The sequence below is a fragment of the Mesobacillus jeotgali genome (assembly GCF_002874535.1).
Classification (GTDB): domain Bacteria; phylum Bacillota; class Bacilli; order Bacillales; family Cytobacillaceae; genus Mesobacillus; species Mesobacillus jeotgali.
Genome location: NZ_CP025025.1, coordinates 2,515,609 through 2,540,243, shown reverse-complemented (window position 1 = coordinate 2,540,243; position 24,635 = coordinate 2,515,609). Strand labels below are relative to the sequence as shown.

Here is a 24,635-nt window from a genome sequence, read left to right as displayed (position 1 = left end):
TATGACAAAAAAAGCTATTGGATTTTCTACATCGCTTTGATAATTTAGACTACTATGGAAGTAGGAGAAATTAATATTAAATGCCGGAGGGGAAGCTATGTCATCGATTAGCCAGGTTAAGACGGTCTGTGGTTATTGTGGTACAGGCTGCGGTTTGATATTGGATGTAGAAGATAATAAGATTGTTAAAATCAGGGGAGATAAAGAAGCACCTGTAAATAAAGGACAGACATGTGTAAAAGGTGCATTTGCCTATCAATATGTGCATGCTCCGAAACGATTGAATACACCCATGATCAGAAAAGCAGGAAAGCTTGTAAAGGCTACATGGGAAGAAGCGTATGATTTCATCGCAAGCCGGCTGTCTGATTTAAAGGATGAGTTTGGTCCAGAATCGCTTTCGATGTTCGCATGTGCCCGCACAACCAATGAATCGAACTATATTACCCAGAAGTTTATGAGGACTGCTATCGGGAGCAACAATATTGATGGCTGTAACCGAACCTGACATGCTCCTAGTGTCGCCGGTCTGGCGACTGTTTTTGGAAGCGGTTTCCCAACAAATACTTTAGAAGATATTGATGAGGCAGAGGTACTTTTATTAATGGGATCCAATACAACGGAAGCCCATCCGATCATAGGAAATAGAATTAAAAAAGCTGCAAAAGGCGGTCTTAAAATAATTGTCATTGACCCAAGAAGAATTGATATGGTCAAGTCAGCTCATAAACATCTGCAAATTAACGTCGGTACAGATATTGCGCTGATCAACGCAATTATAAGGATTATCATTACTGAAAAACTGTACGATGAAAGTTTCATTGGCAGACACACTGAGGATTTTGATGTGTTGCTGTCGAAGGTTGAACGTTACACACCGGAATATTCAGCTGAAATTACAGGCTTGGCAGCAGAAGATATCATAGAGGTTGCCCGCTTGTATGCAACTGCTGACACGGCTATGATCGCCTACACACTAGGTATTACAGAACATCATTGTGGAGTGAACAATGTATTCGATATCGCCAACCTTGCATTGCTAAGTGGACATATCGGGAAGCGAGGATCCGGTATCATGCCTTTAAGAGGACAGAATAACGTTCAGGGCGCCGGAGATATGGGCTGTTTACCGAACCAGATTACCGGTGCTGTAAGCTTATTAGACGATGAGTATCGGGACCGCTTCGAGAAAAAATGGAATATAGAAATCAGCAAAAAAGTCGGTGACACCCAGACGAGGACCTTCGATAAAATCGAGACAGGTGAAATCAAAGCATTATATTGCATAGGGGAGAATCCGCTAGTTGCAGATGTTCATATGAATCACACTAGAAACTTATTAGAAAAACTCGATTTCCTTATTGTTCAAGATATTTTTATGACAGAAACAGCTGAGATGGCTGATGTCGTTCTGCCAGCCAAGTCATGGGGAGAAGTTGACGGGACATACACGAATACAGACAGGAGAATACAGCGTGTACGCACAGCGGTCAGTGCACAGCCTGGAGTAAAAGAAGATTGGGAGATATTATGTGAACTCTCCACGAAGATGGGCTATCCAATGGGATATAGTTCTAGCGAAGAGATTTGGAATGAAGTGAGAGAACTTGCCTGGGAGATGTATGGCGGCATATCATATGCACGTCTTGATAAAGAGTACGGAATACACTATCCATGCCCGGATGAAACTCATCCAGGCACGAAAGTACTTCATGAAAGATTCCATGCTGAAAAAGAAAATGAAAAGCGCTCCAGTTTCGTTCCAGTTGACTTCACACCACCATTGGAACAGCCTGATGAACAATATCCTTTTACATTGACGACCGGAAGAAGGTATGAGTCCTATAATACTCATACACAGACCCGGCACTATGCACCAGGGGTGAAAATTAAACAAACTGAGGAAACCTTGGATATTCATCCCGAAGATGCACTCCGCCTTCAAATTAATGACGGCGACCTTGTAAGGGTAAGTTCACGGCGAGGAACTCTTGATGTAAAGGCGAAAATAACAGAACAGGTAGTTCCAGGCCTTGTTTTCATGAGTTTTCACTGGTCCGAAGTTCCAACCAACGTTCTTACTCTTAATGAATATGACCCTATATCTGGCACAGCAGAATTTAAAGCATGTGCAGTTAAAATTGAAACAATCGCATAAAAAAGCTAAAAAGCTAAAATCTCCTTCGTGGGATTTTAGCTTTTTTTGTGAAGTGAAATCCTTTCTAAACATGAAGAGATCGGTTGAAAACTGGTCATCTTAATTGAACACATTAGACGCTTTAGAAATCCAAATAATCTTATAAGAGGTAAATAAAAGCCGATAGGTGCCCTAAAAATCTAGAAAGAGTAAAAGGAGGTCACCAATGAAGCCGATAGGTGCCCTAAAAACCTATAAAGAGGAAAAAGAGGTAACCAATAAAGCCGATAGGTGCCCTAAAAATCAAAAAAGAGGAAAAAGAGGTCACCAATACATTTTATTGATACTTTGAAAAAACTTAATAATAGGAAAAAGAGATCATCAATAATAAAGATTTATTACGAAAAAGAAAATTGATAGATAATAAGGACACCAATTAATGACTTTGGTGTTCTTTTAAAAAGGTAAATTAACCAGGTAATATATGGATATATAAGAAATAGATAGAATAATTTTCAAATTAATTAGAAATTATTCCTACGAAAGTATTATTTAGTCTGAATTTTCAGTAAATATGACATGTTCTCGTTATAATTCTGTTATTCTCGTAATCCAATTTAAATGTGCTTGTTCTTTTTGTACCGAAATTCTATGTTACGATAATTCACGTGATAAAAATTAGCCGATGGGAGGCAAACAAATGAAAAAGTCATTATTATCTTTGGTTGCAGCAGCGGCAATTTCTGGAGCTGCAGGTACACAAGCACAGGCAGAGGAAATCGTCGTACATAAAGGTGATACACTTTGGGGTATTTCTAAGGAATACGGCGTTACAGTAGATTCATTAAAAAAATGGAATAACTTATCGAGTGATGTAATTCATCCTAACGATTTACTAGATGTATCTCCTATTAAATATGCACAAGTCAGAAAAGGTGATACGCTTTGGAATATTGCAAAAGCTTATGGTGTTACAGTAAACGATTTAAAAGAATGGAATAAATTATCGTCTGATCTTATTCATCCAGGAATGAAATTGGCCGTATATACAAACATGCCAACTGATATGAAGGTCGAGAAAAAGTCTGCTAAGCCGGCTGCTACTCCGGTTGCAACGCCCGCAGCAGCTCCTGCAAGTCAGGCAACAGCTAAGCCAGCTGCAACAAAGCCTGCAGCAGCGACAAACCAGATTACCGTTGAAGCGACAGCTTATACAGCAAATTGTACAGGATGCTCAGGAATCACTAAGACTGGTGTGGACCTGAAAGCCAACCCGAATGCAAAAGTAATTGCTGTTGATCCAACTGTTATTCCTCTTGGATCTAAAGTATATGTTGAAGGCTATGGCTATGCCACTGCTGAAGATATTGGCGGAGCCATCAAAGGAAACCGAATCGATGTCTTTATCCCTACTCAAAGCGCTGCTCTTCAGTGGGGTAGAAAGCAAGTGAAAGTTACAATTCTGGATTAAAAAATATGAAAATCTAGTCCTGAAAAGCATTGGCAAATTTGCCAATGCTTTTTTTATTTTTCCTGTTTTGTTTTTGTTTTAAACGTTTTACCTTTGATAATTTTCTTTTGAGTGATATTGGGCATGATAAGGCTTAAGAAAAACTGTGAGAATCTGGAGGACTGTTCTTCAATTTTTTCAAGGATTGAGTTGGCTTTTTCCGATAAAGATATCTTGATTTCGCCAAGTTGATCGGTGATTGTTTCACCAACAGCATCTTGTTTCCCGAGTCTTTCCATAATTGTTTCGTGGAATATGCCCTGCAGGTCTGCATGCTTTGCCAGCATATCCTGCATTTCTTCTTGCTTTTTAGCCTGGATAACCAGTGCTTTTGTGACATCTTCATATTCAAGAAGCTTTCGGTTCAAGCCTTGAATCATTGATTGCTGATGGGCAAGTTGGTTCAAAATCGCCTCACTGGTTAGCTCCCGATCCAAGAGAGCTTTTGAAAATTGTTTATGCATATCTTCAAGTTTGATCAGTTTATCATCGATTTCAGTTGTGGATTCTTTTTGTTCAGAGATGTTTTTCATGACTTTTACTGAAAAATTCTCCTGTTTCGCAAGAAAAGAAACCATTTCCTGAAACTGAGTATATTGTTCTTGTCTGTTATGCTCAAGGTTACGATCGAATTTTGTTACGCTTCCTGTCAATTCATCATTTAACCTTTGCTGCTCATTCAGGATTTCTTGTAAATAATTTAGACGAAATTTCTCCTGGTTGCTCTGTTCTGTAATTTCATCGTTATTTCTAAAAACCTGTGGTGAAACATATCCATTTACAAATAAAGGCATAGGCATCACTCCTCATTATAAGTTGTCATATATACTATGACTTCTGTTGCAATAATGGTACTTGCGGGAAAGATAACACTTATTACCTTTTATTAAATAGAGCAGATTGCAGCAAGCTAATAAAAACCGCTTTAAAGAAAGGAGCACTGATATGCTAACACAAGGGCAACTGTCGGCATTCAAGGCAGAGCTTCTCAAAAACAAACAAGATCTTGAGTCCCACCTTGACGAAAATGACCATTTTGACCTGAGAAGTGGACATGCTCATGAGTCAACTGGTGAGCTTTCGAGTTATGATAACCATCCAGGGGATGAAGGAACTGAATTATATGAACGGGAGAAAGATATTGCACTGAACGATCATGTAGAATATCAAATCCAGAGTATAGATAAAGCCATTCAGGCCATTGAAAAAGGAACATATGGAAAATGTGAAACTTGTGGGCGAGAGATTCCATATGAGCGGCTTCAAGCAGTACCCGAAACGACGTATTGTATTGAACATACACCTGATCGCACCGTTTCTCATAACCGGCCAATAGAAGAAGGTGTGCTAATGCCCCCTTTTGGGAAATTTGATTTGGATAACAAGGATGAAAATGTTGCTTATGATGCAGAAGATGCCTGGCAAGAGGTATCCAGCTGGGGTACATCCGAAACTCCATCTGATTTTATGACGCCTCAGGATCACTATAATGACACTTATATCGAGTCAGAAGAAAATATAGGCTATGTTGAGGATTTTGAGAACTTTGTTGGCAACGATATTTCCGGCAAAGAAATAACCGTCTATCCAAATAAGCAGCATGAGAAATACGAAAATGAGCTGGATGAAGAGGGGATTATGACCTCCTTTGGTGACCTTCCAGCATATGAACATCATCCGTATGTAGAGGACGATAAGTAGATTTGTGAAAAAGACCAGGAATGGTCTTTTTTCTTTGTTTTTTAGGAATATAAAATTATCTAGTGTGGATAACTACATGTATTTTCTTAATCCAGCTCCAGCGCCTAGCCCCTCGAGTCGCTTCGGTCCGCCCAATGAAGTCAAAGAACGACTTCACCGGTCGGCCCTCCAGCGCTTGTCGGAGCTGAACGAGGCGCTTGCGCTTTTTGTTCTTGCGTTAAAAATATAGGATTATTTGTCATGATTAAACCATCTCATGTCGGGGAAAAGACAAGCATACTTAAATGCCAATGAGAGGTGAGTCATAATTGAAAGAGAAAATTAAGTACTATGGCAAAAGCCTGCTGGGAGAGTTGAAAAAAGACCGGGCAACAGGCCTGGCTGCTCAACAGGCGTATTATTATATGCTGGCATTGTTTCCATTGTTGATTTTGCTAATAGCAATTGTTCCTTACTTAAATATCGATCCCCAGAAAGCAATTGATGTTTTGAATAAACTATTGCCATCGCAATCGGCTGATTTATTAAAAGATAATGTTGTCAAACTTGTAAGCGAACGAAATGGAGGACTTCTTACTTTTGGTATCATCGGTACGATTTGGTCAGCATCAAGTGGGATGAATGCTTTTATAAAAGCAATGAATATTGCATTTGATGTAAAGGAAACGAGATCATTCATTAAGGCAAGACTCGTATCAATAATGCTGACATTTGGACTGATTTTGGCATTTGTAGTTGCGCTCCTATTGCCTGTATTCGGAAGAGTCATATTGGATACAGTGCAATCAATCATCCAAATTCCAGAACCATTTGATATTGTGTTCAACATTGTAAGATGGGTAGTTGCGATTGTCGTTATGGCAGCGGTATTGGCAGGTTTATATCGAGTAGCTCCAAATAAACATTATCCATTTAAGCATGTAATACCAGGAGCGATTTTTGCAACTGTTGTCTGGCAGCTGATTTCCCTTGGATTTTCTTTTTACGTCAGTAACTTTGGAAATTATTCAGCCACATATGGCAGCATCGGTGGTGTTATCGTATTGATGCTCTGGCTGTTCCTGACCGGACTTGCCCTTGTTCTTGGAGGAGAAATCAATGCGATTTACCATAGAGAAAAAACGGGTGAGGAACCAGTCGAAGAGCATGCTGCTTCAGTAAATAGTTAAGGCTTTTTTCGTAAACTTTGTAGCTTACTCAACCAAAAGTAAAAATTGGCTACTGAATTTTGACGAGTTTTATGTCTTCAGAACAATCAATGCGAAAACAATCATATATAAAAACAGCAGATTTTTCTGCTGTTTTTTGTTTATTTTATAAAGTTTACCCAAAAGAGAATGGAAGGGAAAATCGCTTCCGATAATCAATAAAGTAATTCATATACTTCATTTAATTGCTGTGCACGTTTTTCATCCAGTTCATTTTTAGCATACTCAATCGCTTCAGGGAGGATTTTATTCAAAAATTCTATTTCTTCAGCCGTAAGGTCCCTGACAAAGTCACCTTCAGAAGGGTAATCGCCTTGTTCTAAGCGTTGATAAATCCTCTTGCTAAGTGGATATGTCTCTGTGTAATTGGAAATGATTTCGCGTAAATAAGCCTGTGTTTTTTCCATGGTTTACTCCTTGAAGTATTCTTTGAATTGTTCAGAATCGGTGATTTGATCGTTTTTAAAATAAGGATTATTCTCTGTTGCATCACTTGGATCCAGATTTGTCTTTATGACCAGTTGCGGTCCATTTGCGGGTTCTGCCATAACTCGGTCTGTCATTTCTTTGAAATCAGGCAGGTTTTTATTTCCGGGCTGTTTATTTTCCATTTTCAACACCTCCATTTTATAAGTTGCTTTATTGAAGGGTAGTTTATGTACAGGGATAATTATTGGAAAAGCTTCCATACGTGTTTTCTCTGATAACTTGGAGGGAAACATAAAATGGACTTTACTGGAATGGGGTGTCGAATTATGAAAGCAGTTACTTATCAAGGTTCTAAAGACGTACAAGTGAAAAATGTAGAAGCACCCAAAATAGAACATGAACAAGATATGATCATTAAAATTACCTCTACAGCAATTTGCGGATCTGACCTCCATCTTTATCAAGGCAATATGCCTCTTCGTCCAGGCTACATAATCGGGCATGAGCCAATGGGTATTGTAGAAGAAGTGGGCCCAGGAGTGAAGAATTTGAAAAAAGGAGATCGTGTTGTCATTCCTTTCAACGTTTCATGTGGTGAGTGTTTTTACTGCCAGAACCAAATGGAAAGTCAATGTGATAACACTAATGAATACAAGGATACAGGAGGGTATTTTGGGTACACCGAACAATATGGTAATCACCCCGGAGGACAGGCAGAATATTTAAAAGTGCCTTACGCTGATTTTACGTCCTTTGTCGTGCCTGAGTCATGTGAGCTAGAGGATGAGTCGTTATTATTCCTATCGGACGTCATACCAACTGCATGGTGGAGCGTAGAACACGCCGGCGTAAAAAAAGGAGATACAGTAATTGTTCTTGGCAGTGGGCCAATTGGATTGATGACGCAAAAATTTGCCTGGATGAAAGGGGCAAAACGAGTCATCGCAGTCGATCACCTCGACTACAGGCTGATGCATGCCAAAAAAACCAACAAAGTAGAGATCTTTGATTTTACACAGGAAGATGATCCAGGGAAATTCCTGCAGGACTTGACTAACGGTGGAGCGGACGTAGTAATTGATTGTGTAGGAATGGATGGAAAGAAGTCAGTCGTGGAAAAAGTGGAACAAAAACTGAAGCTGCAGGGAGGAACCCTTTCCGCGCTGGAAATTGCCCATACAGCTGTACGTAAATTCGGAACCGTACAAATTACCGGGGTATATGGATTAAGGTACAATATGTTCCCGCTTGGCCGATTCTTCGAACGTAATATCACAATGAAAATGGGACAGGCTCCTGTTATTCACTACATGCCAAAACTATTCGAAATGGTCACAAACGGTGAATTTGACCCAACTGACATCATCACACATAAAATGCCGCTTGAAGACGCGGCAAAAGGGTATGAGATGTTCAATGACCGGAAAGATGATTGTATCAAGGTAGTATTAAAGCCTTAAGCTACTTAATATTGAATTTGCAAAATCAATAAGTATGGGTAGCAAGTAATCTTTTGAGCCACCAAAAAGGGTCCTGGCTAAAGCGATAGCTTTTCCAGGACCTTTTTTATTATAATGATGAAAACAGTATTAGTTAGGAGCACTGATTTTGGGAAAAATGTTTGCTTTTTTTTATGATAAACTCATGGGTCCTCTTGAGAAGAAATGGATAGCTAGAGTCAGGAAAAAAATAGTTTCTGGACTAGAAGGGAAGGTTCTTGAAATTGGCGCAGGTACTGGAGCGAATTTTCCCTATTATTCAAAGGAAAAGGTGGAAAGGGTTGTTTCACTGGAGCCAAACCCCTATATGCTTGATCAGGCAAAACGCAGGGCGAAAGAATTCGAACTGCCTGTCGAGTTCCATCAGGGGATAGCAGAGACACTTCCATTCAATGATGGTGAGTTTGATACTGTTGTCGCCACGCTTGTTCTTTGTTCCGTTAGTGATCCTCATAAAGTTTTTCAGGAAATGAGAAGAGTATGTAAACAAGGAGGGAAGATTGTCCTCTTTGAGCATGTCAGAACAGAATCGAAATCGCTTGCGGCACTGCAGGATGTCCTAACTCCAGCCTGGAAACGGCTGTGTGATGGCTGCCATTTAAATCGTAATACAGGTCTCTATATGAAAGAATCGGGAATCATAATGGTAAAAGAAAAGAAATATTTTAAGGGTATTTTTGTTGAATACGAGGGGCTTAATCCAGAATAAGTGTAAGCAAGCACACCCTTTTCTTCTCTCCATAGACTATTACAAAATAGTTTGGGGAGGTTTGACATGTATCCATATTATGACCACTATAGACAAAACCAAAAGCTTATTAAGGACCTAACTAAAGCCATAAATGGCGAATACAGTGCGACACAATGCTATACAAAGCTTGCAGGTATGGCGCCGAATGCTGAACAAAGGGACCAAATCAATGAGATACTGAATGATGAAAAAAAGCATCTTCAGCAGTTTTCACAAATTTTTACAACTCTGACAGGAAAGCAGCCACGCCCGCAGATGGTTGAAGAATGCGGTGAAACGTATCTTGAAGGACTTCGAGCATCTTTCAAGGATGAACAAAAAACAACTGATTTTTATCATGAAATAGCGGATGAAGCCACAGACCCGGTCATAAAAAAGATTTTCAGGCGGGCGGCTTATGATGAGCAGAACCATGCCGTGTGGTTCCTCTATTATTTAGGAAAAGAAAAGTAGGAGCTGGAGCAATCCAGCTCCTTTTTCCTATTTTTGTAGTTTTCACTATTTCTACATATTTTATGTAAAAATACTAGTGTTATCTATACTAGAATGGGTATAGGAAAAGTGATTGCAAATCAGCAAAATCTACATAAGGAGGAAAACATTATGAAAAATAGTCTTGCAATTATTATTGGATTTTTAATCTTCGGATCCTTATTCGTTGGCTGGAAAATAAGCCAGGATTTGGGGCCTGCTGAAACAGCAACTGCGCCTCAGCCGCAAACTGAGAGTGCTAGCAAAGAAATTGAGTTCAACCCGCCAAGCATGGAGGACGTACCTGATGGTCCTCTTGGAGAAAGTATAAAATATGGCCATGAGCTAGTAATGGAAACAAATACAGTAGCTGATGAGTACGTTGGCAATAATCTTTCATGTGCAAGCTGCCACGCAAATGGAGGCACGGTGAAAGAAGAAGCACCAATGGTTGGGCTGTCTGCGGTCTATCCAGAATACAGGCCGCGAGAAGGTGAGGTGTACACTCTGGAAGATCGTATCAATGGATGTATGATCCGAAGCATGAATGGGAAAATGTTCCCGACTGACAGTAAAGAAATGCGTGCGATGATCGCTTATTTGCAATACATGTCAGAAGGTGTACCGGCTGGAGCGGACCTTGCTTGGAGAGCGCCAAAAGAGCCAAAGCAATACCCTGTTCCTAGCGTTGAAGATGGTGAAAAGCTTTACGCGCAATCTTGTGCTAGCTGCCATGCTGCCGATGGATCTGGAACTGGAACAAATACAGGCCCAGCTGTTTGGGGAGAAAATTCTTTCAATGACGGTGCTGGTATGTCAAGATTGACGAAAATGGCGGGATACGTTCAGAAGAACATGCCTAAAGGGCAGGGTGGAACTTTATCCGATCAGCAAGCCATCGATTTGGCAGCATATATTCTTTCACATGACCGGCCTGAATTCCAAGGGCATGAGGGCGACTGGCCGAAAGGCGGAAGGCCCGCAGACATCATGAATAAGGAAAAACGCGAGCAAGTCAAAAACGGTACAATCGATTGGGAAGCAATGCTTACAATTAAAAAATAAATACCAACAAAAACCCAGCACCTTCATTTGAGTAAACCATTCTGTTTTAGGGTGCATATTATTTAAATAACAATAAAAATGGCGTGTAAACTGACATCAGTTTTGACACGCCATTTTTCTAATTTAATGTATTTTCGGATCCAAAATATAATGGTTCTTATTCAACAAAGCACCCGTTAATTCCACACTATAAAAGAACGGTCCCTGGTAAAGGGATCATCATGGGCTGATAAATAAGCGGAGAAACTTCCCTTATTTAGAAAATGGCATGGAAAACAGCTTAAATAGACGGAAGATTTCCGCCTATTTACTTGAAAAACATAAAAAATTGGCATTCGCACTTGCTTAACCGGAAAACCTCCGCTTATTTACCCCTTACCGAGCTATACTCTACAGTTTAACCGGATATTCTCCGCTTATTTCTAGGATTGTTTGTTACTCAATTAAGGTTAAGTCTTGCCTTGTTTTAAAAAAAATCAATCTTCCGCTAACTGCTCCGTTCGTTGAAGAAAAAAATAAAGTGAAATTCCATGTTCATCGTTATAATGGCTATACATGAATGTAATGTTCGTAGAATGCAACCCTTAAATTGACTTCCGAACTGGCCATAAAATTGACAGTGTAAATGACCGTCATTATTCCTTGTACAACAAACAGTGTCAATGGCATTTACTATCATTTTGCAGGTGTTAATTTGTAATGAAATGGCTTATAAATGCTGGTACAATAGGAAAAATGGCGTGGACAATTCCCACGCCATTTACTGTGCCATTTTCGCCATATGCACCTCAAAACGGAACGGTTTATCATTTGAGAGGTGCTGGGTTATATTATAATTCCCCATTATACAATGCCAGATATCCAAGCTTGTGTGAGGTAAAAGCACTAATGAGAACTACGCTGACCAGTAAACATAACAGCAGCCAATCCTTTTTTGATACGGTGATGATTTTATAAAATTCTCTGTTCCTATCTCCTGTGAATCCTTTTGACTCCATTGCAACAGCTGTTCTTTCTGCTTTTCTGATCCCGGTCGCCAGCAGGGGAATTGCATACCTCTTTATTTCCTTTATTTTATCCCGGAGAGTTAATGTTCTTCCCGCACCTCTTATTCGATGGGCACTTCTGATAATTTCGAATTCATCTTTTATCAAGGGGAGAAATTGATAACCTGCCATGATAGAATAAGCAATTTTCGGAGAAAGCCTGCATTGCTGCATCAAGCTAAGTAAAAAATTAATCGGGTTTGTCGTAAGGGCAAATAAGAGTGAAAGAGAAGCGAAACTCAGTACTCTTAATCCAAGCGATAGGCTTCTTTGGAATCCTTCTGCAGTGATGGTGATGAACTTCCATTCCCAGATGACACTGTCTCCCGGATCTACTCTCGGAAACAATAGTGATGACCAGACATAGACTATTGCCATAAAAAGAAAAGGAGAGAATAGAAGGATCCACTTCTTAAAGTTGATCTTGCCAAATACAAATGTTATCGCTATTGTCATAACGAGACTCAGCAAAGGTGTGACCGGATCGAAAAATATCGATAGAATCAGGATGCAGACAAGAATGCTCAAGGCTTTTATGCTTGGGTTCATCTCATTTAACAGCATATTTCCCCTCCAGATGCATTTCCAATTCCTTGAGGAACGGTAGTCTTAATTTAGCTCTCGCCAATATTTGTGTGTGATTCCATAGCTTGCTTGGAGAATCGTAAAATATCATTTCTCCTTTTTCCATCACTAATACTTTATCTGCGTAACGATCAATTAAATTCATATCATGAGTAATCATTATTATGCTTCCTGTCTCTGGTACAGCCTTTACAGCAAAATCAATGATTTCCTTTGAGGTGTTCGCATCCTGGCCAAATGTCGGTTCGTCCATAATCAGAACCTCCTGTCCATTCACCAGCATGACGGCTACACTCAGTCTTCTTTTTTGGCCCTGACTCAATGAGAAGGGATGACTGTAAACCTGGTTAGCTAAACCAAGGGTTCTCAAAATATCTTTATTTTCATATCTTTGAGTTTCTTCCTTCGCTTTAAGGCTGTAATTAATTTCATCGATTACAGAATCGGTAATGAATTGATGCTCAGGATTCTGGAATACGTATCCAAGCCTGCTCCACTTTTGTTCTTCATGCCAATCTACTAAAGAGTGACCATAAAACTTTATTTCACCTCTTGATGAAATCAACCCAGCCAAACATTTTGAAAAAGTTGTCTTTCCGGATCCGTTTGAACCGGCTATTGCAATAAATTCACCCGCATTAATCGATAAAGAAATATCCTGGATTATAAAATGATGGTCTCTCGCGTAACTGACATCATTCACTTCGTAAATGGAAGGAGAAGGGTTCAGTTTTTGCTTGTGGACATCAGTTGACAAAAACTCAATTACACTTTCTATATCTTCACTATTTTTAATAATTTCATCGATTGTCATTGGCAGGTAGGAGGACCTTAGCAATCCAGCCTCCCGCAGCTTTAATCCCGCATCAATAGAGTGTGGAAGCCAAATTCCTTCACTTTTCAGTTCCTTTGCAAATTGATTAAAGCAAACACTAGGAGAACCATTAAAAAATAGTTCACCCTCAGTATTTAATATCATGCAGCGTTCCACTATTTCAAGCCAGTAATCCACGTTATGTTCAATTATGAGGATGCTGAATGAGTGTTTTTTCTTTAATCTTTTTAAAGTCTGGACTAATTCAAACCCAGAGGCGGGGTCTAGATTGGCAGTTGGCTCATCAAGGATCAATAACTCAGGCTCCATTGCCAGTGCACTGGCAATCGCAAGCTTTTGCTTTTGCCCGCCGGAGAGAGAGTGGATCAGGCTGTGCTTCAAATGCTTCATGTCAACTAAATCAAGGGCATAATCAATTCTTTCTTTCATTTCTAAACTAGGAAACTTTATATTTTCTAATACAAAAGCAATTTCTTCCTCGACAGTCAGCATGCAGAACTGTGAATCAGGATCCTGCATGACCAATCCGATTTTCTGATTTATCTTTCCGGGCTCGAAGGTGGGTAAAGCCCGTCCATTAAATTTAATACTGCCACTCATAATTCCATCAACAGAAGACGGATATAGATTATTCATACAGTATGCGAGTGTACTTTTACCTGAACCACTTGGACCCAAAACAAGAATGTTCTCATTTTCATTAATGTTAAAAGTGATGTCTTTTAAAACATGATCCTGGTCAGAATCAAACTGGAACGTTAAGTTTGACACTTCGAGTAATGGAAGACTAGGCTGAGATATCATGATTCTGCTTTGCCTTTCTGGCTTCCTTTCCTAGCGGGAAGCTATTCAACGCTCCAGTTTTAGCAAGGCTGTCACTTATGTATTTTCCTAGTAGGCCGGCTAAGATAGCTCCGCTTGCAAGCCTGACGAAAAACATTGCTGCCACATAACCAGGTGATAGAGCGGTAAAGCCGCCTAAAAAGTAGCCCCAAACGAAGCTGGTGATTGAAGACCCCATTCCTGCGGCTACCAGAACCCATGTTGAATAGTTTTTCCATTTGGTTGCCGCAAATGCAGCTTCTGCACCTAGTCCCTGAATAATGCCAGCCAGAATCAGCCGCGGACCAATAGCGTTGCCAAGCATGACCTCTATTGTTGCTGCAATCGTTTCTGATAACACCGCTGCTCCAGGCTTTCTGATGATGTATGCAGCTATGATTGAAACGATGAACCAGATGCCGAAGATCAAATCATAGCCGATTAGGCCGAACATCCCTACAAGCACATTGCCGAGCTGTAAGAACAGGAGGTAGATTACTCCGAAAACGACTGCCAGGACGGATAAGACAACAACCTCACGAAGCTTCCAGTTTGCCAACATTATTGGTCCTCCTTACGAGAAGGGCTATTGGCTGACATGGTCACTGTCATGACAATATGTGAAGAATCACTGTTCCGGGCACCTTCAAACGCACTTTCCATTGCGGCAAATACTTTATTGGCGTCACCATCCATTCTTGAGGCATAATGAACGCCTCCACTAAAAACGCCTTGCTGGTCAACAGTTTTTACTTGATCCATAATAACATCCATATATCCAGGAATACCTAAGGGATAGAGAGCGAACTGGGCTGCAACCTTCTGGCTGATTTTTTGGGAAAGTTCGTTATTCATTAAATATGAATCTTCCGCCATGAAAGCATCACCGGCACTATCACCAGGACATCCATTTGAAAACGTAGCATTCAGGACCACATGGTCTCCACCGATTGAAGCATTAAGTAAAATCGCTTTCAATACGTCAAAAACATGTTCAGAACGACCGCGCACACAAGTGCTGACATCATCCGTCATCATCCATACCTTGGTTGTGTCTACCTCTTTCAGTGAAGAAAGGATAATGTCCACAAACCTGTCTGACATTGGGTAAATTGAAAATCTCGCCCCTGTAATCTCGCTTGTACCGCAAAGAATCTCTTTCATTACATTACATCTCCTTTTGCTCATTGATTGGAAAACAAAAAAACTGCATCCAGCTGGGTGGATGCAGTTGAATTCTATCGTCAGATTTAAAAAAAGATATAACGAAGAGCTTCGACTGCACTTCCCCACGCTGGTATTATCCAGATCGGGTAATAAGGGTCAGAACAAAGTTCTTCTCAGCCAAAAGCTCCCCTAGTGCAAAAACCTATGCAGTTGTTGTTTCCAAAATCATCTTAATGTAAATTGTCTGAATTGTAAACTGCTAAATCTAAAAATGTAAATCAATCGGAATGATTCTGGTAAATTTTTCTGAGGCTGTAGTTTTCCAAAGTACCGAGCTCCTTGTTCAGCAGCCACTCCATTTCCCCAAGCGCAGTTTTCGTGACAACCGGGTCACTTAATGACCAATTAACAGTATATACGAAGTAGTAATCTTTGATTTGGCGGAATATGACGACTGAGTTTGGAAAAACATCAAACTCCGCTTTGATATTATATCTTTTTGTATAGGACCATCTTGTAAGATTCATAGAAATTCTCCATGTATTTTGTGGACTTTAAAAATTTATAGGGTATCAGTGTTAATGAGTCTCGTATCCATTGTGCAAACAAAAAAACATATCTGGATATAAATTACCCTGTAAGACTTAAGGGGAAACCGAGTATTCATACAACATGGTGTTGCAAGATGCTGGAATATGTTAAAATAGAGGACGTTGCAGTACAATTAGCGACATATATCTACATAATATCAAACTGCTAGCAAGTTGATAGATTAATGTTTAAATATAGAGTTAAAGGATTTGGAGGGAGCTCGGTTCCATGAATGAAGCCCAGAGAATTCAATTGAATGTTAGAGTCATGAAGGATACATCTGACAAGCTTGATGAAATTGTAGAATACTATCAGGAAAATACGAAAGTCGGCAGAGTATACAAAGGTGATGTATTAACAGATATTATTGAAAAATCATATGAGATCATGCAAAAGCAAAAGAAGTTGAATAGATAAAGATATTAGGCGCAAATTATAGCTTTTCGGAAATATTCCAGGTCCCACATTATAATGGTTTTTTCGAGGAGACTTCTGTACAGTAATTGTTATAATTAGTTGAGAAAACAACAAAATTTACCAAAAAAGCAATAGATAAAAAGTACTATGCCAAATTGTCAATTCAAAAATGTGGCAAATTAGTGACAAAATTGTTGCGATAATCAATAATTAGTCGTATTATTTAAATAATCTGATAATACGATAAGGTGGTTATTGATATGATGCGTATGGCAATTGCAGGTGTAGCCGGCTTTGTCCTTGTGTTCATTGAGTCATATATTGTGATGGTATTAAAACAGTATGAGACAATTGAGTTTGGAGGAATGGCTCCGTTTGTAAGCGTCTGGGCGATGAACTTTTTTCTTGTTTTCTCGATCCTTACCCATATTAAATTTTGGTATGAAGAACGAGAAGCAGAGCGCGAGGAAGATGCGGCCGAAAGAGACCGTTTCATCAGTTAATGCGCTAATCGTAATGTTGTAAAGCAATGTAGAATATCAATAGTTAATAAAGTAATGGGGAGAAAGGCAGGATTGCCTTTCTCTTTTATTATGCCTTACTTCGATCTGTATCGATATAGTCGCGTTCTGCCTCTTCAGCTGCTATCCTTAATTCCTGAAAAAATAATTGATCGTTGCACACCATGCTGTGCTGCTGTTCATTTTCTTCATTTGTATTTTTAGGATTATTTTGCTTTTGCTCCATTTTTTTGTCCTCCTTACACCTGGTTTATATTTGTTTATTACCTTTTTCCCTTATCAACAAAATTCATGCTTCGGTTACTTCGTTGTAAGTATTTACTAACGATTTTAAATCATGCAAAACAAATTCATTAACTTTTGCTTGCTGTGGGAAACTATTCCTACATTACTAATGGAGGGAAGCTATGGATGCACTGAAATCTGTATATCAATTTGATAATGACCAGCAATTTCTTAAAATTGAGTTTCTAATGGCCTCAAACCAATCTCCTTGGCATGCTTTTGTTTTTGATGAAAATTGGAATGACATCATCAGTACTGCTGCAGCCATTTCCGGCACAATGGCAGATAGTATCGAATATGCTTATGAAAACCTGGGAATTCGAGGGAGGGTAGCTGTACTGACAGACATATCGTCCGTCGATTCACTGACAGAAATTATTGATGTATCAATATTCCATTTGCAGGCATTGCTTTTCGCTTCAGCAATCATTGTGAATGGTGAGTACGATGGTTTAGAAAGCTTTGGTTTTTCTAAAGAGAAATCTCATAGTGGAAATTCAATGTATATTCTTTCCTCTGAAGAAGTGGGGAATGATGCTTGCCGCTTTTTATAGTGTGTAAAACCATGGTGCAGAGATGAGGATTTGTATAAGGTGTGTAAAAGTATGGAAAAATGGAGGTGAGAGCTGAAGGAGTGATAGAATGGGTGAAAAGGAATTGCAAGAAATGTTCGAATGGGCAGGTTTATCAGATGTTTATGAACAGCACGGCTATAAAATGTGGCTGAGCGGCCTTGAAGATAATATTGATACCGAACTATTGGATCACTTTTCGGACGCCTATTCATTTGAAAGTGCCGAAACGATGTATTATGATGAGTTTTTGTTCCATCTAAGAATTTTCAAGAATATAAGCAAGAATAATGAGCTGCCACACCGATTTTGGTGAGTGGAGATAGAGATAGGCAACATTGGAGAGGAGTAGAGAATATGAAGCCGATTTCTGATCATTTACGGGAAAATCTTGACGTCATTTTTGTTGGCTTCAATCCGAGCATCCGTTCTTCCGAAACAGGTCATCATTACGCCAATCCAAACAATAGATTTTGGAAGATTCTTTTTGAAGCAGGCATCACGCCAAGAAAGTATGATTCTTCAGAGGATTATCAGCTGCTGGATTTAGGCTACGGGATGACGAACATAGTTGCGCGTCCGACTAAAGCAGCGGATGAGATTACTAAAGAAGAATACCAGCAGGGGAAACTTCAGTTAAGAAAAAAAATCGAGAAATTCAGTCCTAAAATCGTTTGTTTCGTTGGTAAAGGCGTTTACCAGCAATACAGCGGCAAAAAAAATATTCCATGGGGAAAACAGGATGAACCTATCGTGGATGGTACCGTTGATTTCGTTGCTCCATCCTCAAGCGGGCTCGTGAGGATGAAGATGGATGAAGTAGTGGGGATATATAAAGAACTCCCATTATTGAAAGAACGTATAATATCCAAGTAAGAAAGGACCTGAGGTGAGGTCCTTTTTTACAATGACGAAGGCATCGATAATCGAATCATATCCCTGCACTGGATGCCATTTTCATAAATGGGTTCTTCATAATTCCTTATAAAGAAATCATGATCTATTCCAATGATTCTGAAGCCAACTTTCTGATATAGAGCCAGTTGGTTAATACTCGAATTACCTGTACCGATTTCAACCCTATTATAACCTTTTTCGGCTGCAGTTTGAATTCCATGCTTAAGCAGGATGGTGCCTACACCCTTGCATTGGTAAAATTCATCGACTGCCAGGTTCATAATTTCGATAATATGATTACTAATCGGCATAAGGACGATTACTCCGATCGTACCTTCGTTTTCCGACTCAACGACATAGCAAAAACTCTTATCTAAATATTTTGAAACCAAATCTTTAGAAGGATCAGCCAGCAGAAGCAGATTCCAGGGCGGCTGTTCGCCGTCTTTTAACATTCTAATGTTCATTTGTTTTTCCCTTCAATCTAAGGAGATAAAAAATTTTGATTAGCAGGTAGCCAATTGCACCTCCTATTGTGTTTAGAATAATATCATCGATGTCAAAACTGCCAACCCTGGTTGCAAACTGGAGGGTCTCCACCGAGGTAGTCGCCAGAATGACAGAACTGATCGTTCGCCAAAACCCCATGAACCTTTTAAACAACCAGGGAAGGAAGATTCCTAGAGGGAAAAAGGCAAGAACATTGCCAAATAAGTTAGACATCCAGATACTTTGATTGATATGCGAAGAAGCCTTAATGTAGTCTGTGATTGTTTTAAACGGGATGATGTTATATGGATTGGTGCCTGCAGAATTGATTTCATATGCAGCCTGCCTATATGGGCTAAGGAACAATAAAACTACGGCAATGATGATGTAAATGATGAATAATGCATAAGATATTGCTGAAATCCATTTCTTGTGTTTGAAATCTATTAGATTTAGCATAAATTCTCCTTGGATTGATTTGAAAAAATTTAGAGTAAACGATGATATTTTAAAAGAAACATAGAAAATATGCTGAAAAATTATGTCTTTGAAAATGATTTATTATATGTTAATTACCCGGACTGACTATAACTTAATTAAAAATTAATACCTTTAGATTAGTAATCAAAATAAAAACCTTACCCCAGGGCAAGGTTTGATCGAAAGTATTTTCATCCTGCCAGAGCAGGGCCCCTGCCGTCCGTACAGTGGTTAAGTGTCCCGCAACAAGCGAATGTCCGGCAGAGGCAGTTATATTTTAACACAACTATGTTGGAAAAATACAATTTGAAGGTGGATACTTTTATTTTTATTTGGAATAGTGGTATGATAACAATGATTTTACCATAAGGAGATGATTTTCATGGCTAAAAAAGGATACATACAAATGCAAAATGGTGAGAAAATTGAATTTGAACTTTACCCAAATGAAGCTCCTGGAACAGTAGCGAACTTTGAAAAGCTTGCAAACGAAGGCTTCTATAACGGTTTGAATTTCCACCGTGTAATTCCTGGGTTTGTAAGCCAGGGAGGCTGCCCTACCGGAACAGGTACTGGTGGGCCCGGCTACACAATCAAGTGTGAAACTGAAGGAAATCCACATAAGCACGTACCGGGTTCACTATCAATGGCACATGCTGGAAAAGACACAGGTGGAAGCCAGTTCTTCATCGTACATGAATCACAGCCACACCTTAATGGCGTGCACACTGTATTCGGAAAAGTTACTTCTAATTTGGAAGCGGCTAAAGCAATGAGCAACGGAGACGTTATGGAAAAGGTCGTTGTTACCGAAGAATAAGATTTACTTAAAAAAGAGCCTGAGGGCTCTTTTTTTTGTACTTTTTTACCCATTGAATCGAACGTATGCTCTTGTTAAAATATAGAAGAGGGAACCTGTATAAAAATAATTTATTTGTGAAGTCTAATATTAAACAAATTTGACTATACTATCTAATTTATATAAAATTAGCTTATAAGATCAAATTATAAATGTTAGGGTGAATGGCAATGGTGCCAGTTTCTGTATTCATTATGGATATAACGAAGTCTTCTTCTGCAGATTATGGTGAGGAGCTGAGCAGTTATTTGGCACAGCTTGAGAGATATATTGGAGATTGGTATGGAAAGAACGGTTCAGTTCAGGTTAAACACCGTTCCGGGGATGAACTTATACTTTTGTCCGAGGGATATTCATCCGCTTTTATCACAGCTTTTTATGTAAGCTCGCTTTGGAAATATGAAAAAAACCCGCCTTATTTTGGGCTTACCTATGGCAGCCTGGATAAGAAAGTAGAGGACATTGATATTGAAAAGTGGATTCATCCTTTAGTGAAGCAGGCTAGGAACGCGAACGACCATCTTAAAAAACAGAAGGACAGGGAATCCTTCCATTTTCAAAGTAAGGATGTTGAGCTCAGTTTGCAGACATTAATAAATAGCATGCTCATGTTGCAGCATGTATTGAGAATAGAGCAAACGGATGTTCAACGGCTAGTGTGCTCACTTTATCTTATTTACGGCAAGCAAAATGCTGTAGCCGAGCTTATCAATCGCTCGGCTCCTACGGTTTACAGCCATTTTAAGAAGGGCCATTGTGAGCAGATCCTTCGTAGTTTCCGAGAAATCGTCAGTGTTTTGGATGCCCTTCAGGCAAAGGAGTTCCCGGAAATGGGTAATAACCACACGAAGACTCTTGAAGAAAGAATTAAAACAAATATAAAAAGCCAGGTGCAGGATATTTTCAGCTTCTAGATTCTGGTGAGAGGAGCAGGCATGCTTTTATTGAGTTTAATTATTGCGCATCTACTAGCCGATTTTTATCTTCAGACTGATCACATGGTGCAGGATAAGCTGAAAAATCTAAAAAAGCATATACTTCATCATTTCCTGGTAAACATAGCCCTGCTCACGGCAGGCTGGCTCTTATTTTATCAAGGGGAAGATCCGGTAACGACTGTCGTCTGGCCAGTTCTTTTCATAACAAGTACGCACCTAATCATTGACTTGGTGAAGATTAAAATTGTGGATCAATTTACTGCACGCGAAAATTTAAATAAACTATGGTTTTTTGTATTAGATCAGCTGCTGCATCTTTTCATGCTATTGATAGCGTTGCAGTTATTTTATCAAAAATCGCTAGTCTCTAATATTAATAGATTTATACAGCTTCTGTTCGAGGAAGGGCGGCAATTGGACGCTTCTAGTACGGTCCTCGTCATTGTAATTATTTTAATATTGGGGACAACGGTCAGCGGACATATAGTACGCATCCTTCTTGGCTCTCTGCCTGGGCAGCTGTTGACCTTCGAAGGGAAATATACTTTTAAAAATGAGCTGAAGGAGCCGGCATATCAACAAACCAGCAATGGAGATAGAGGACTGTCCGAGCAATACAGCTACATGATCTTCAACAAACACGATATGTCACGCGGGAAGCTGATTGGCTATATCGAGCGACTTCTAGTTATTTTACTTACATACTACAGTTCGTATCCGGCAATTGCCTTTATTGTTACATCGAAATCCATCGCCCGATTTAAACAAATGGACGATCGTGACTGGGCGGAATACTTTCTCCTTGGCACCTTGACGTCGATGTTCATAGGTATCATGTTCGGAATTCTTCTAAGGGAAATATTAAATTAGTAGTGTCTAATTCACAATTGCCGCCATTAGAAAACCTGATTACTTGATGCGTCCTTTTTATTTTTCCAGCTTCGAGAGTGAAAAAGAGTAAATAGCGGAGTGATTCGAATGAACATCGTCTTATTCAATAATGATTTGCGTATTTCCGATCATCAGCCTTTGACTGAAGCAGCCAGGGCGGGAGAGGTATTGCCGGTGTATGTAGTTGAGCCTTCACAATGGAAGGGAACGCCGCTTTCAGCCCGCCATTTTCAATTTGTTGTTGAAAGTCTGGAGGAGTTGTCAAAGGGTATTGAGGAAAAGGGGGGGGAACTCTTTCTAGCAATAGGTAAGATTGAGACAGTTTTGGACAAATTGCTGGACACTTATGATTCTATAAATTTATTTGCGCACAATGATAGCAGGTTAATGGAAAAAATTAAGGAGTGGGCGCAGCAAAATCAGCAGCTTCTTTTTTCTTTTGGTCCGGACCTTGAAAATATCTCAGTAAAGCTTTTAAATAATCGTTTGAACTCTTATTTAAAAGAACCGATAGCTGAAGTGCCAAACAGGATTGATGTACCGTCAAAAACACCGGATTTTCTGTTCGCTGATTTTAAAAAGCTTAATAATTTCAGAGTCAAGGGATCTAAAATCCGCTTTGGGCAGCAAGGGGGAGAAATGAAGGCAATTGAAACGCTGGATTCTTTCCTCGAAGGCAGATTCGCAAACTACATCGAAAACCAGCAAAAGCCGCTGCCATCCTCGCTTTCATCCTCAAGGCTTTCTGCTTATATAACATGGGGGAACATATCAGTCCGGTACATTTATCAGAAAGCTGACGAAAAATTGCAAGCATGTGAGCTGGAGGAAGATAAAATACAGCTTGCAGAGTTTTTATCAAAGCTTACTGCCAGGGTCAAAATTTGCTGTATGAAAATGCAACATCAACAAATGGCAGGTGTAAGGGGAATCAAAACGGACTGGAATGAAGATTGGTTCCAGCGCTGGCTTCAGGGAAGGACGGGAATCCCAATTATTGATGCAGCAATGAGGAGTCTGGAAAAAACGGGATGGATGAACTTTTCGTTGCGTGCCATGGTTACCTCTTTTATTGCTAATACTTTATTGTTGGATGAGAAGAAGCCATCCGCTGCCCTGGCAGAGTTGTATTTAGACTACGAACCAGCTGTGCATGATTTCTATATTCAGCAACAAGCGGGTATGATAGGGAGGATGAAAATCATTGACCCTGTTAAGGTAGGCAGGCAGCTTGATCCAGATGGCACCTTCATTCGCCGATATATCCCTGAGTTAAGCAAGCTTCCGGACGAATACATTCACGAACCATGGCTTTATCCTGCTTTTTATCAGCTTGGCTATGAAGCACCTATGGTCGATGTGAATAAGGCGTATAAAAATGCCAGGCTTCAATACCAGGCTATAAGGAACGAAGGAAAGCCCGGCCGAAAAAAAGAGGAAGGGGAAACGGAGCAGCTATCCTTTGATATTTAAAGAGGATCCTGCCATTTCATTCTTCCCTTTGAAGTAGGTAAGGGAGACTCCAATAAGGGTAATCACACCACCTGCTATTGTCAGGATCGCCGGTGCTTCTCCCAGCCATATCCAGGCGATAAGGAAAGAAGCAGCAGGAGTAAGGTATAAGGAACTTGTTGCTTCAGAGGCTCCGGATTGAGCTGTAATATATGCTATAGCAAAGTAAGCAACCACTGTCGGAAAAAGACCAAGGTAAATCGCACTAATCGTTGCTCCTAATGGAGCTTCAGTAATCTGAGATACAATGCCAGGAGAATAGAAAGCCATGAAAAGGGTGGCTGCCCAAATCGTATAGGCCGTGAACGGAAGAGCCCCATATTTATCTAAATAATTCTTTTGAAAGACAAAGTAAAGTGATTCAGATAATGAAGCAATTAGTATAAGAAGTACCCCAATACCAAGCTCAAAACTCCCACCAGCACCAAAAGAAATGAAGAAAATCCCTATTATACTGATGGAGGCGCCAGACCAGTACCATTTCCCGGTGCGCTCCTGGAAGAACATCTTCCCTAATAATCCGATAAAAACTGGTGATGTTGAAACAAGCAGGCTGGCAGCACCTGCGCTGACAGTTAGTTCACCAAAACTAAGCGCAGTTTGATAGACTGCAAAACCCAGGAATCCGAATAAAAATATCACAGGCCAATCTTTCATCTCCGGAAGTTTCATTTTTATTACTGCTGCGTAGCAAACAAGAGCCAATGATCCGATTAAGAGCCTCAAGAAAGACAAATGCTCTGGTGAATATCCTTCGAGACCATGCCTGATCCCAGCGAAAGCCGATCCCCATAATAAAATAACAAGCAAGTGTGCTGTTCCCATTCTAATTTTCATTTAAAACACCTCTGTTAAATACCATCCAATTTACCCCTGTAGTCAGTTTTACCTTTCAAATATAACTAGGTCTTGGTAAAATGTATCCAACCAATAAGGGTTTATTAAAACCAACCAATT

At 39.8% G+C, this 24,635-nt stretch carries 30 protein-coding genes and 1 riboswitch; of the genes, 18 read left to right on the top strand and 12 right to left on the bottom strand.

Annotated features, from left to right (window positions below; all coding sequences use genetic code 11):
• Nucleotides 1-97 precede the first annotated feature (97 nt).
• The 3 genes from fdhF (at nucleotide 98) to CD004_RS12825 (ending at nucleotide 3,608) form a co-directional block, all read left to right on the top strand.
• Nucleotides 98-2,158 carry a formate dehydrogenase subunit alpha gene (gene fdhF / locus CD004_RS12830; protein ID WP_233434864.1) on the top strand — a complete coding sequence of 687 codons (2,061 nt, stop codon included), beginning with the start codon at nucleotides 98-100 and terminating at the stop codon, nucleotides 2,156-2,158.
• 205 nt (nucleotides 2,159-2,363) lie between these two features.
• Complete coding sequence (locus CD004_RS24460; protein WP_267892306.1) at nucleotides 2,364-2,489, top strand: hypothetical protein; 126 nt, start codon at nucleotides 2,364-2,366, stop codon at nucleotides 2,487-2,489.
• 348 nt (nucleotides 2,490-2,837) lie between these two features.
• Nucleotides 2,838-3,608 (top strand): 3D domain-containing protein, encoded by a 771-nt coding sequence (locus CD004_RS12825; protein ID WP_102263133.1) that lies wholly within the window; start codon nucleotides 2,838-2,840, stop codon nucleotides 3,606-3,608.
• Nucleotides 3,609-3,661: 53 nt separating this feature from the next.
• Here the strand turns inward: CD004_RS12825 and CD004_RS12820 are convergent, their stop codons facing one another.
• The gene (locus tag CD004_RS12820; RefSeq protein WP_102263132.1) at nucleotides 3,662-4,441 is read right to left on the bottom strand and encodes a hypothetical protein; all 780 of its coding nucleotides are present in this window, start codon (nucleotides 4,439-4,441) and stop codon (nucleotides 3,662-3,664) included.
• 151 nt (nucleotides 4,442-4,592) lie between these two features.
• On the opposite strand from CD004_RS12820, the gene CD004_RS12815 reads away from it, so the two are divergent.
• Nucleotides 4,593-5,348 (top strand): TraR/DksA C4-type zinc finger protein, encoded by a 756-nt coding sequence (locus CD004_RS12815; RefSeq protein ID WP_102263131.1) that lies wholly within the window; start codon nucleotides 4,593-4,595, stop codon nucleotides 5,346-5,348.
• Nucleotides 5,349-5,656: 308 nt separating this feature from the next.
• Entirely contained in the window at nucleotides 5,657-6,517 is an 861-nt protein-coding gene (locus CD004_RS12810; protein ID WP_102263130.1) for a YihY/virulence factor BrkB family protein, read from the top strand.
• Nucleotides 6,518-6,711: 194 nt separating this feature from the next.
• On the opposite strand, the gene CD004_RS12805 is transcribed toward CD004_RS12810, so the two are convergent.
• Together CD004_RS12805 and CD004_RS12800 are read right to left on the bottom strand one after the other, a co-directional pair.
• Nucleotides 6,712-6,963, bottom strand: a complete 252-nt coding sequence (locus tag CD004_RS12805) for a sigma-G-dependent sporulation-specific acid-soluble spore protein CsgA (protein WP_102263129.1) — start codon at nucleotides 6,961-6,963, stop codon at nucleotides 6,712-6,714.
• A gap of 3 nt (nucleotides 6,964-6,966) precedes the next feature.
• Entirely contained in the window at nucleotides 6,967-7,167 is a 201-nt protein-coding gene (locus CD004_RS12800; protein ID WP_102263128.1) for a hypothetical protein, read from the bottom strand.
• 144 nt (nucleotides 7,168-7,311) lie between these two features.
• On the opposite strand from CD004_RS12800, the gene CD004_RS12795 reads away from it, so the two are divergent.
• The 4 genes from CD004_RS12795 to CD004_RS12780 all read left to right on the top strand — a co-directional run bounded on the left by CD004_RS12795 (nucleotide 7,312) and on the right by CD004_RS12780 (nucleotide 10,771).
• On the top strand, nucleotides 7,312-8,445 hold the full coding sequence (locus CD004_RS12795; RefSeq protein WP_102263127.1) for a zinc-dependent alcohol dehydrogenase: 1,134 nt from the start codon (nucleotides 7,312-7,314) through the stop codon (nucleotides 8,443-8,445).
• A 157-nt stretch (nucleotides 8,446-8,602) separates the two neighbouring features.
• Nucleotides 8,603-9,193, top strand: coding sequence for a class I SAM-dependent methyltransferase (locus CD004_RS12790; RefSeq protein WP_102265094.1), 591 nt, complete (start codon nucleotides 8,603-8,605; stop codon nucleotides 9,191-9,193).
• 66 nt (nucleotides 9,194-9,259) lie between these two features.
• Nucleotides 9,260-9,688: a ferritin-like domain-containing protein gene (locus CD004_RS12785; RefSeq protein ID WP_102263126.1), complete on the top strand. Its 429-nt coding sequence runs from the start codon at nucleotides 9,260-9,262 to the stop codon at nucleotides 9,686-9,688.
• A gap of 150 nt (nucleotides 9,689-9,838) precedes the next feature.
• Complete coding sequence (locus tag CD004_RS12780; RefSeq protein ID WP_102263125.1) at nucleotides 9,839-10,771, top strand: c-type cytochrome; 933 nt, start codon at nucleotides 9,839-9,841, stop codon at nucleotides 10,769-10,771.
• Between the two features lie 830 nt (nucleotides 10,772-11,601).
• Here the strand turns inward: CD004_RS12780 and CD004_RS12775 are convergent.
• The 5 genes from CD004_RS12775 to CD004_RS12755 all read right to left on the bottom strand — a co-directional run bounded on the left by CD004_RS12775 (nucleotide 11,602) and on the right by CD004_RS12755 (nucleotide 15,753).
• Entirely contained in the window at nucleotides 11,602-12,381 is a 780-nt protein-coding gene (locus CD004_RS12775; protein ID WP_102263124.1) for an energy-coupling factor transporter transmembrane component T family protein, read from the bottom strand.
• Nucleotides 12,368-14,041 (bottom strand): ABC transporter ATP-binding protein, encoded by a 1,674-nt coding sequence (locus tag CD004_RS12770; RefSeq protein WP_102263123.1) that lies wholly within the window; start codon nucleotides 14,039-14,041, stop codon nucleotides 12,368-12,370. The genes CD004_RS12775 and CD004_RS12770 overlap by 14 nt, the downstream gene beginning before the upstream one ends.
• The gene (locus CD004_RS12765) at nucleotides 14,025-14,621 is read right to left on the bottom strand and encodes an ECF transporter S component (protein WP_102263122.1); all 597 of its coding nucleotides are present in this window, start codon (nucleotides 14,619-14,621) and stop codon (nucleotides 14,025-14,027) included. Before CD004_RS12765 ends, CD004_RS12770 begins: the two co-directional genes overlap by 17 nt.
• Nucleotides 14,621-15,223 carry a YkoF family thiamine/hydroxymethylpyrimidine-binding protein gene (locus CD004_RS12760; protein WP_102263121.1) on the bottom strand — a complete coding sequence of 201 codons (603 nt, stop codon included), beginning with the start codon at nucleotides 15,221-15,223 and terminating at the stop codon, nucleotides 14,621-14,623. Before CD004_RS12760 ends, CD004_RS12765 begins: the two co-directional genes overlap by 1 nt.
• Before the next feature lie 105 nt (nucleotides 15,224-15,328).
• Nucleotides 15,329-15,427: riboswitch (TPP riboswitch) on the bottom strand.
• A gap of 77 nt (nucleotides 15,428-15,504) precedes the next feature.
• Nucleotides 15,505-15,753 carry a hypothetical protein gene (locus CD004_RS12755; RefSeq protein ID WP_102263120.1) on the bottom strand — a complete coding sequence of 83 codons (249 nt, stop codon included), beginning with the start codon at nucleotides 15,751-15,753 and terminating at the stop codon, nucleotides 15,505-15,507.
• 292 nt (nucleotides 15,754-16,045) lie between these two features.
• Here CD004_RS12755 and CD004_RS12750 point away from each other — a divergent pair, with 292 nt between their 5' ends.
• Nucleotides 16,046-16,234, top strand: a complete 189-nt coding sequence (locus tag CD004_RS12750; RefSeq protein ID WP_102263119.1) for a hypothetical protein — start codon at nucleotides 16,046-16,048, stop codon at nucleotides 16,232-16,234.
• 260 nt (nucleotides 16,235-16,494) lie between these two features.
• The gene (locus tag CD004_RS12745; protein WP_102263118.1) at nucleotides 16,495-16,737 is read left to right on the top strand and encodes a hypothetical protein; all 243 of its coding nucleotides are present in this window, start codon (nucleotides 16,495-16,497) and stop codon (nucleotides 16,735-16,737) included.
• A gap of 88 nt (nucleotides 16,738-16,825) precedes the next feature.
• Here the strand turns inward: CD004_RS12745 and CD004_RS23825 are convergent, their stop codons facing one another.
• A complete protein-coding gene (locus CD004_RS23825; RefSeq protein WP_158651555.1) occupies nucleotides 16,826-16,981 on the bottom strand; it encodes a hypothetical protein in 156 nt (51 codons plus the stop codon).
• 181 nt (nucleotides 16,982-17,162) lie between these two features.
• On the opposite strand from CD004_RS23825, the gene CD004_RS12740 reads away from it, so the two are divergent.
• From CD004_RS12740 to mug, 3 genes are all read left to right on the top strand, one after another.
• Nucleotides 17,163-17,594 (top strand): hypothetical protein, encoded by a 432-nt coding sequence (locus CD004_RS12740; protein ID WP_102263117.1) that lies wholly within the window; start codon nucleotides 17,163-17,165, stop codon nucleotides 17,592-17,594.
• A gap of 88 nt (nucleotides 17,595-17,682) precedes the next feature.
• Entirely contained in the window at nucleotides 17,683-17,928 is a 246-nt protein-coding gene (locus CD004_RS12735; protein ID WP_102263116.1) for a hypothetical protein, read from the top strand.
• Between the two features lie 41 nt (nucleotides 17,929-17,969).
• Nucleotides 17,970-18,488, top strand: a complete 519-nt coding sequence (gene mug, locus CD004_RS12730; protein ID WP_102263115.1) for a G/U mismatch-specific DNA glycosylase — start codon at nucleotides 17,970-17,972, stop codon at nucleotides 18,486-18,488.
• A gap of 26 nt (nucleotides 18,489-18,514) precedes the next feature.
• Here mug and CD004_RS12725 read toward each other — a convergent pair whose 3' ends face one another.
• Complete coding sequence (locus CD004_RS12725; protein WP_102263114.1) at nucleotides 18,515-18,976, bottom strand: GNAT family N-acetyltransferase; 462 nt, start codon at nucleotides 18,974-18,976, stop codon at nucleotides 18,515-18,517.
• Nucleotides 18,966-19,457 (bottom strand): VanZ family protein, encoded by a 492-nt coding sequence (locus CD004_RS12720; RefSeq protein ID WP_102263113.1) that lies wholly within the window; start codon nucleotides 19,455-19,457, stop codon nucleotides 18,966-18,968. Before CD004_RS12720 ends, CD004_RS12725 begins: the two co-directional genes overlap by 11 nt.
• A gap of 403 nt (nucleotides 19,458-19,860) precedes the next feature.
• Here CD004_RS12720 and CD004_RS12715 point away from each other — a divergent pair, with 403 nt between their 5' ends.
• The 4 genes from CD004_RS12715 (at nucleotide 19,861) to CD004_RS12700 (ending at nucleotide 23,639) form a co-directional block, all read left to right on the top strand.
• The gene (locus CD004_RS12715) at nucleotides 19,861-20,298 is read left to right on the top strand and encodes a peptidylprolyl isomerase (protein WP_102263112.1); all 438 of its coding nucleotides are present in this window, start codon (nucleotides 19,861-19,863) and stop codon (nucleotides 20,296-20,298) included.
• Between the two features lie 209 nt (nucleotides 20,299-20,507).
• On the top strand, nucleotides 20,508-21,251 hold the full coding sequence (locus CD004_RS12710; protein WP_102263111.1) for a hypothetical protein: 744 nt from the start codon (nucleotides 20,508-20,510) through the stop codon (nucleotides 21,249-21,251).
• Nucleotides 21,252-21,272: 21 nt separating this feature from the next.
• On the top strand, nucleotides 21,273-22,145 hold the full coding sequence (locus CD004_RS12705; RefSeq protein ID WP_102263110.1) for a DUF3307 domain-containing protein: 873 nt from the start codon (nucleotides 21,273-21,275) through the stop codon (nucleotides 22,143-22,145).
• A 108-nt stretch (nucleotides 22,146-22,253) separates the two neighbouring features.
• Nucleotides 22,254-23,639 carry an FAD-binding domain-containing protein gene (locus CD004_RS12700; protein ID WP_102263109.1) on the top strand — a complete coding sequence of 462 codons (1,386 nt, stop codon included), beginning with the start codon at nucleotides 22,254-22,256 and terminating at the stop codon, nucleotides 23,637-23,639.
• On the opposite strand, the gene CD004_RS12695 is transcribed toward CD004_RS12700, so the two are convergent.
• Nucleotides 23,622-24,515, bottom strand: coding sequence for a DMT family transporter (locus CD004_RS12695; protein WP_102263108.1), 894 nt, complete (start codon nucleotides 24,513-24,515; stop codon nucleotides 23,622-23,624). The two genes, CD004_RS12700 and CD004_RS12695, sit on opposite strands and share 18 nt — an antisense overlap.
• Between the last annotated feature and the right edge of the window lie 120 nt (nucleotides 24,516-24,635).

Excerpts from the sequence above, each read along its gene's own strand:
- CD004_RS12815 (WP_102263131.1), top strand. The coding sequence starts at position 4,593 with ATGCTAACACAAGGGCAACTGTCGGCATTCAAGGCAGAGCTTCTCAAA.
- CD004_RS12735 (WP_102263116.1), top strand. The coding sequence starts at position 17,683 with ATGGGTGAAAAGGAATTGCAAGAAATGTTCGAATGGGCAGGTTTATCA.
- CD004_RS12720 (WP_102263113.1), bottom strand. The coding sequence starts at position 19,457 with ATGCTAAATCTAATAGATTTCAAACACAAGAAATGGATTTCAGCAATA.
- CD004_RS12785 (WP_102263126.1), top strand. The coding sequence starts at position 9,260 with ATGTATCCATATTATGACCACTATAGACAAAACCAAAAGCTTATTAAG.
- CD004_RS12795 (WP_102263127.1), top strand. The coding sequence starts at position 7,312 with ATGAAAGCAGTTACTTATCAAGGTTCTAAAGACGTACAAGTGAAAAAT.
- CD004_RS12700 (WP_102263109.1), top strand. The coding sequence starts at position 22,254 with ATGAACATCGTCTTATTCAATAATGATTTGCGTATTTCCGATCATCAG.
- CD004_RS12780 (WP_102263125.1), top strand. The coding sequence starts at position 9,839 with ATGAAAAATAGTCTTGCAATTATTATTGGATTTTTAATCTTCGGATCC.
- CD004_RS12710 (WP_102263111.1), top strand. The coding sequence starts at position 20,508 with ATGGTGCCAGTTTCTGTATTCATTATGGATATAACGAAGTCTTCTTCT.
- CD004_RS23825 (WP_158651555.1), bottom strand. The coding sequence starts at position 16,981 with ATGGAGCAAAAGCAAAATAATCCTAAAAATACAAATGAAGAAAATGAA.
- CD004_RS12790 (WP_102265094.1), top strand. The coding sequence starts at position 8,603 with ATGTTTGCTTTTTTTTATGATAAACTCATGGGTCCTCTTGAGAAGAAA.
- CD004_RS12695 (WP_102263108.1), bottom strand. The coding sequence starts at position 24,515 with ATGAAAATTAGAATGGGAACAGCACACTTGCTTGTTATTTTATTATGG.
- CD004_RS12820 (WP_102263132.1), bottom strand. The coding sequence starts at position 4,441 with ATGCCTTTATTTGTAAATGGATATGTTTCACCACAGGTTTTTAGAAAT.
- CD004_RS12715 (WP_102263112.1), top strand. The coding sequence starts at position 19,861 with ATGGCTAAAAAAGGATACATACAAATGCAAAATGGTGAGAAAATTGAA.
- CD004_RS12775 (WP_102263124.1), bottom strand. The coding sequence starts at position 12,381 with ATGCTGTTAAATGAGATGAACCCAAGCATAAAAGCCTTGAGCATTCTT.
- CD004_RS12770 (WP_102263123.1), bottom strand. The coding sequence starts at position 14,041 with ATGATATCTCAGCCTAGTCTTCCATTACTCGAAGTGTCAAACTTAACG.
- CD004_RS12805 (WP_102263129.1), bottom strand. The coding sequence starts at position 6,963 with ATGGAAAAAACACAGGCTTATTTACGCGAAATCATTTCCAATTACACA.
- CD004_RS12750 (WP_102263119.1), top strand. The coding sequence starts at position 16,046 with ATGAATGAAGCCCAGAGAATTCAATTGAATGTTAGAGTCATGAAGGAT.
- mug (WP_102263115.1), top strand. The coding sequence starts at position 17,970 with ATGAAGCCGATTTCTGATCATTTACGGGAAAATCTTGACGTCATTTTT.
- CD004_RS24460 (WP_267892306.1), top strand. The coding sequence starts at position 2,364 with ATGAAGCCGATAGGTGCCCTAAAAACCTATAAAGAGGAAAAAGAGGTA.
- CD004_RS12705 (WP_102263110.1), top strand. The coding sequence starts at position 21,273 with ATGCTTTTATTGAGTTTAATTATTGCGCATCTACTAGCCGATTTTTAT.
- CD004_RS12825 (WP_102263133.1), top strand. The coding sequence starts at position 2,838 with ATGAAAAAGTCATTATTATCTTTGGTTGCAGCAGCGGCAATTTCTGGA.
- CD004_RS12725 (WP_102263114.1), bottom strand. The coding sequence starts at position 18,976 with ATGAACATTAGAATGTTAAAAGACGGCGAACAGCCGCCCTGGAATCTG.
- CD004_RS12740 (WP_102263117.1), top strand. The coding sequence starts at position 17,163 with ATGGATGCACTGAAATCTGTATATCAATTTGATAATGACCAGCAATTT.
- CD004_RS12765 (WP_102263122.1), bottom strand. The coding sequence starts at position 14,621 with ATGTTGGCAAACTGGAAGCTTCGTGAGGTTGTTGTCTTATCCGTCCTG.
- CD004_RS12755 (WP_102263120.1), bottom strand. The coding sequence starts at position 15,753 with ATGAATCTTACAAGATGGTCCTATACAAAAAGATATAATATCAAAGCG.
- CD004_RS12760 (WP_102263121.1), bottom strand. The coding sequence starts at position 15,223 with ATGAAAGAGATTCTTTGCGGTACAAGCGAGATTACAGGGGCGAGATTT.
- CD004_RS12800 (WP_102263128.1), bottom strand. The coding sequence starts at position 7,167 with ATGGAAAATAAACAGCCCGGAAATAAAAACCTGCCTGATTTCAAAGAA.
- CD004_RS12745 (WP_102263118.1), top strand. The coding sequence starts at position 16,495 with ATGATGCGTATGGCAATTGCAGGTGTAGCCGGCTTTGTCCTTGTGTTC.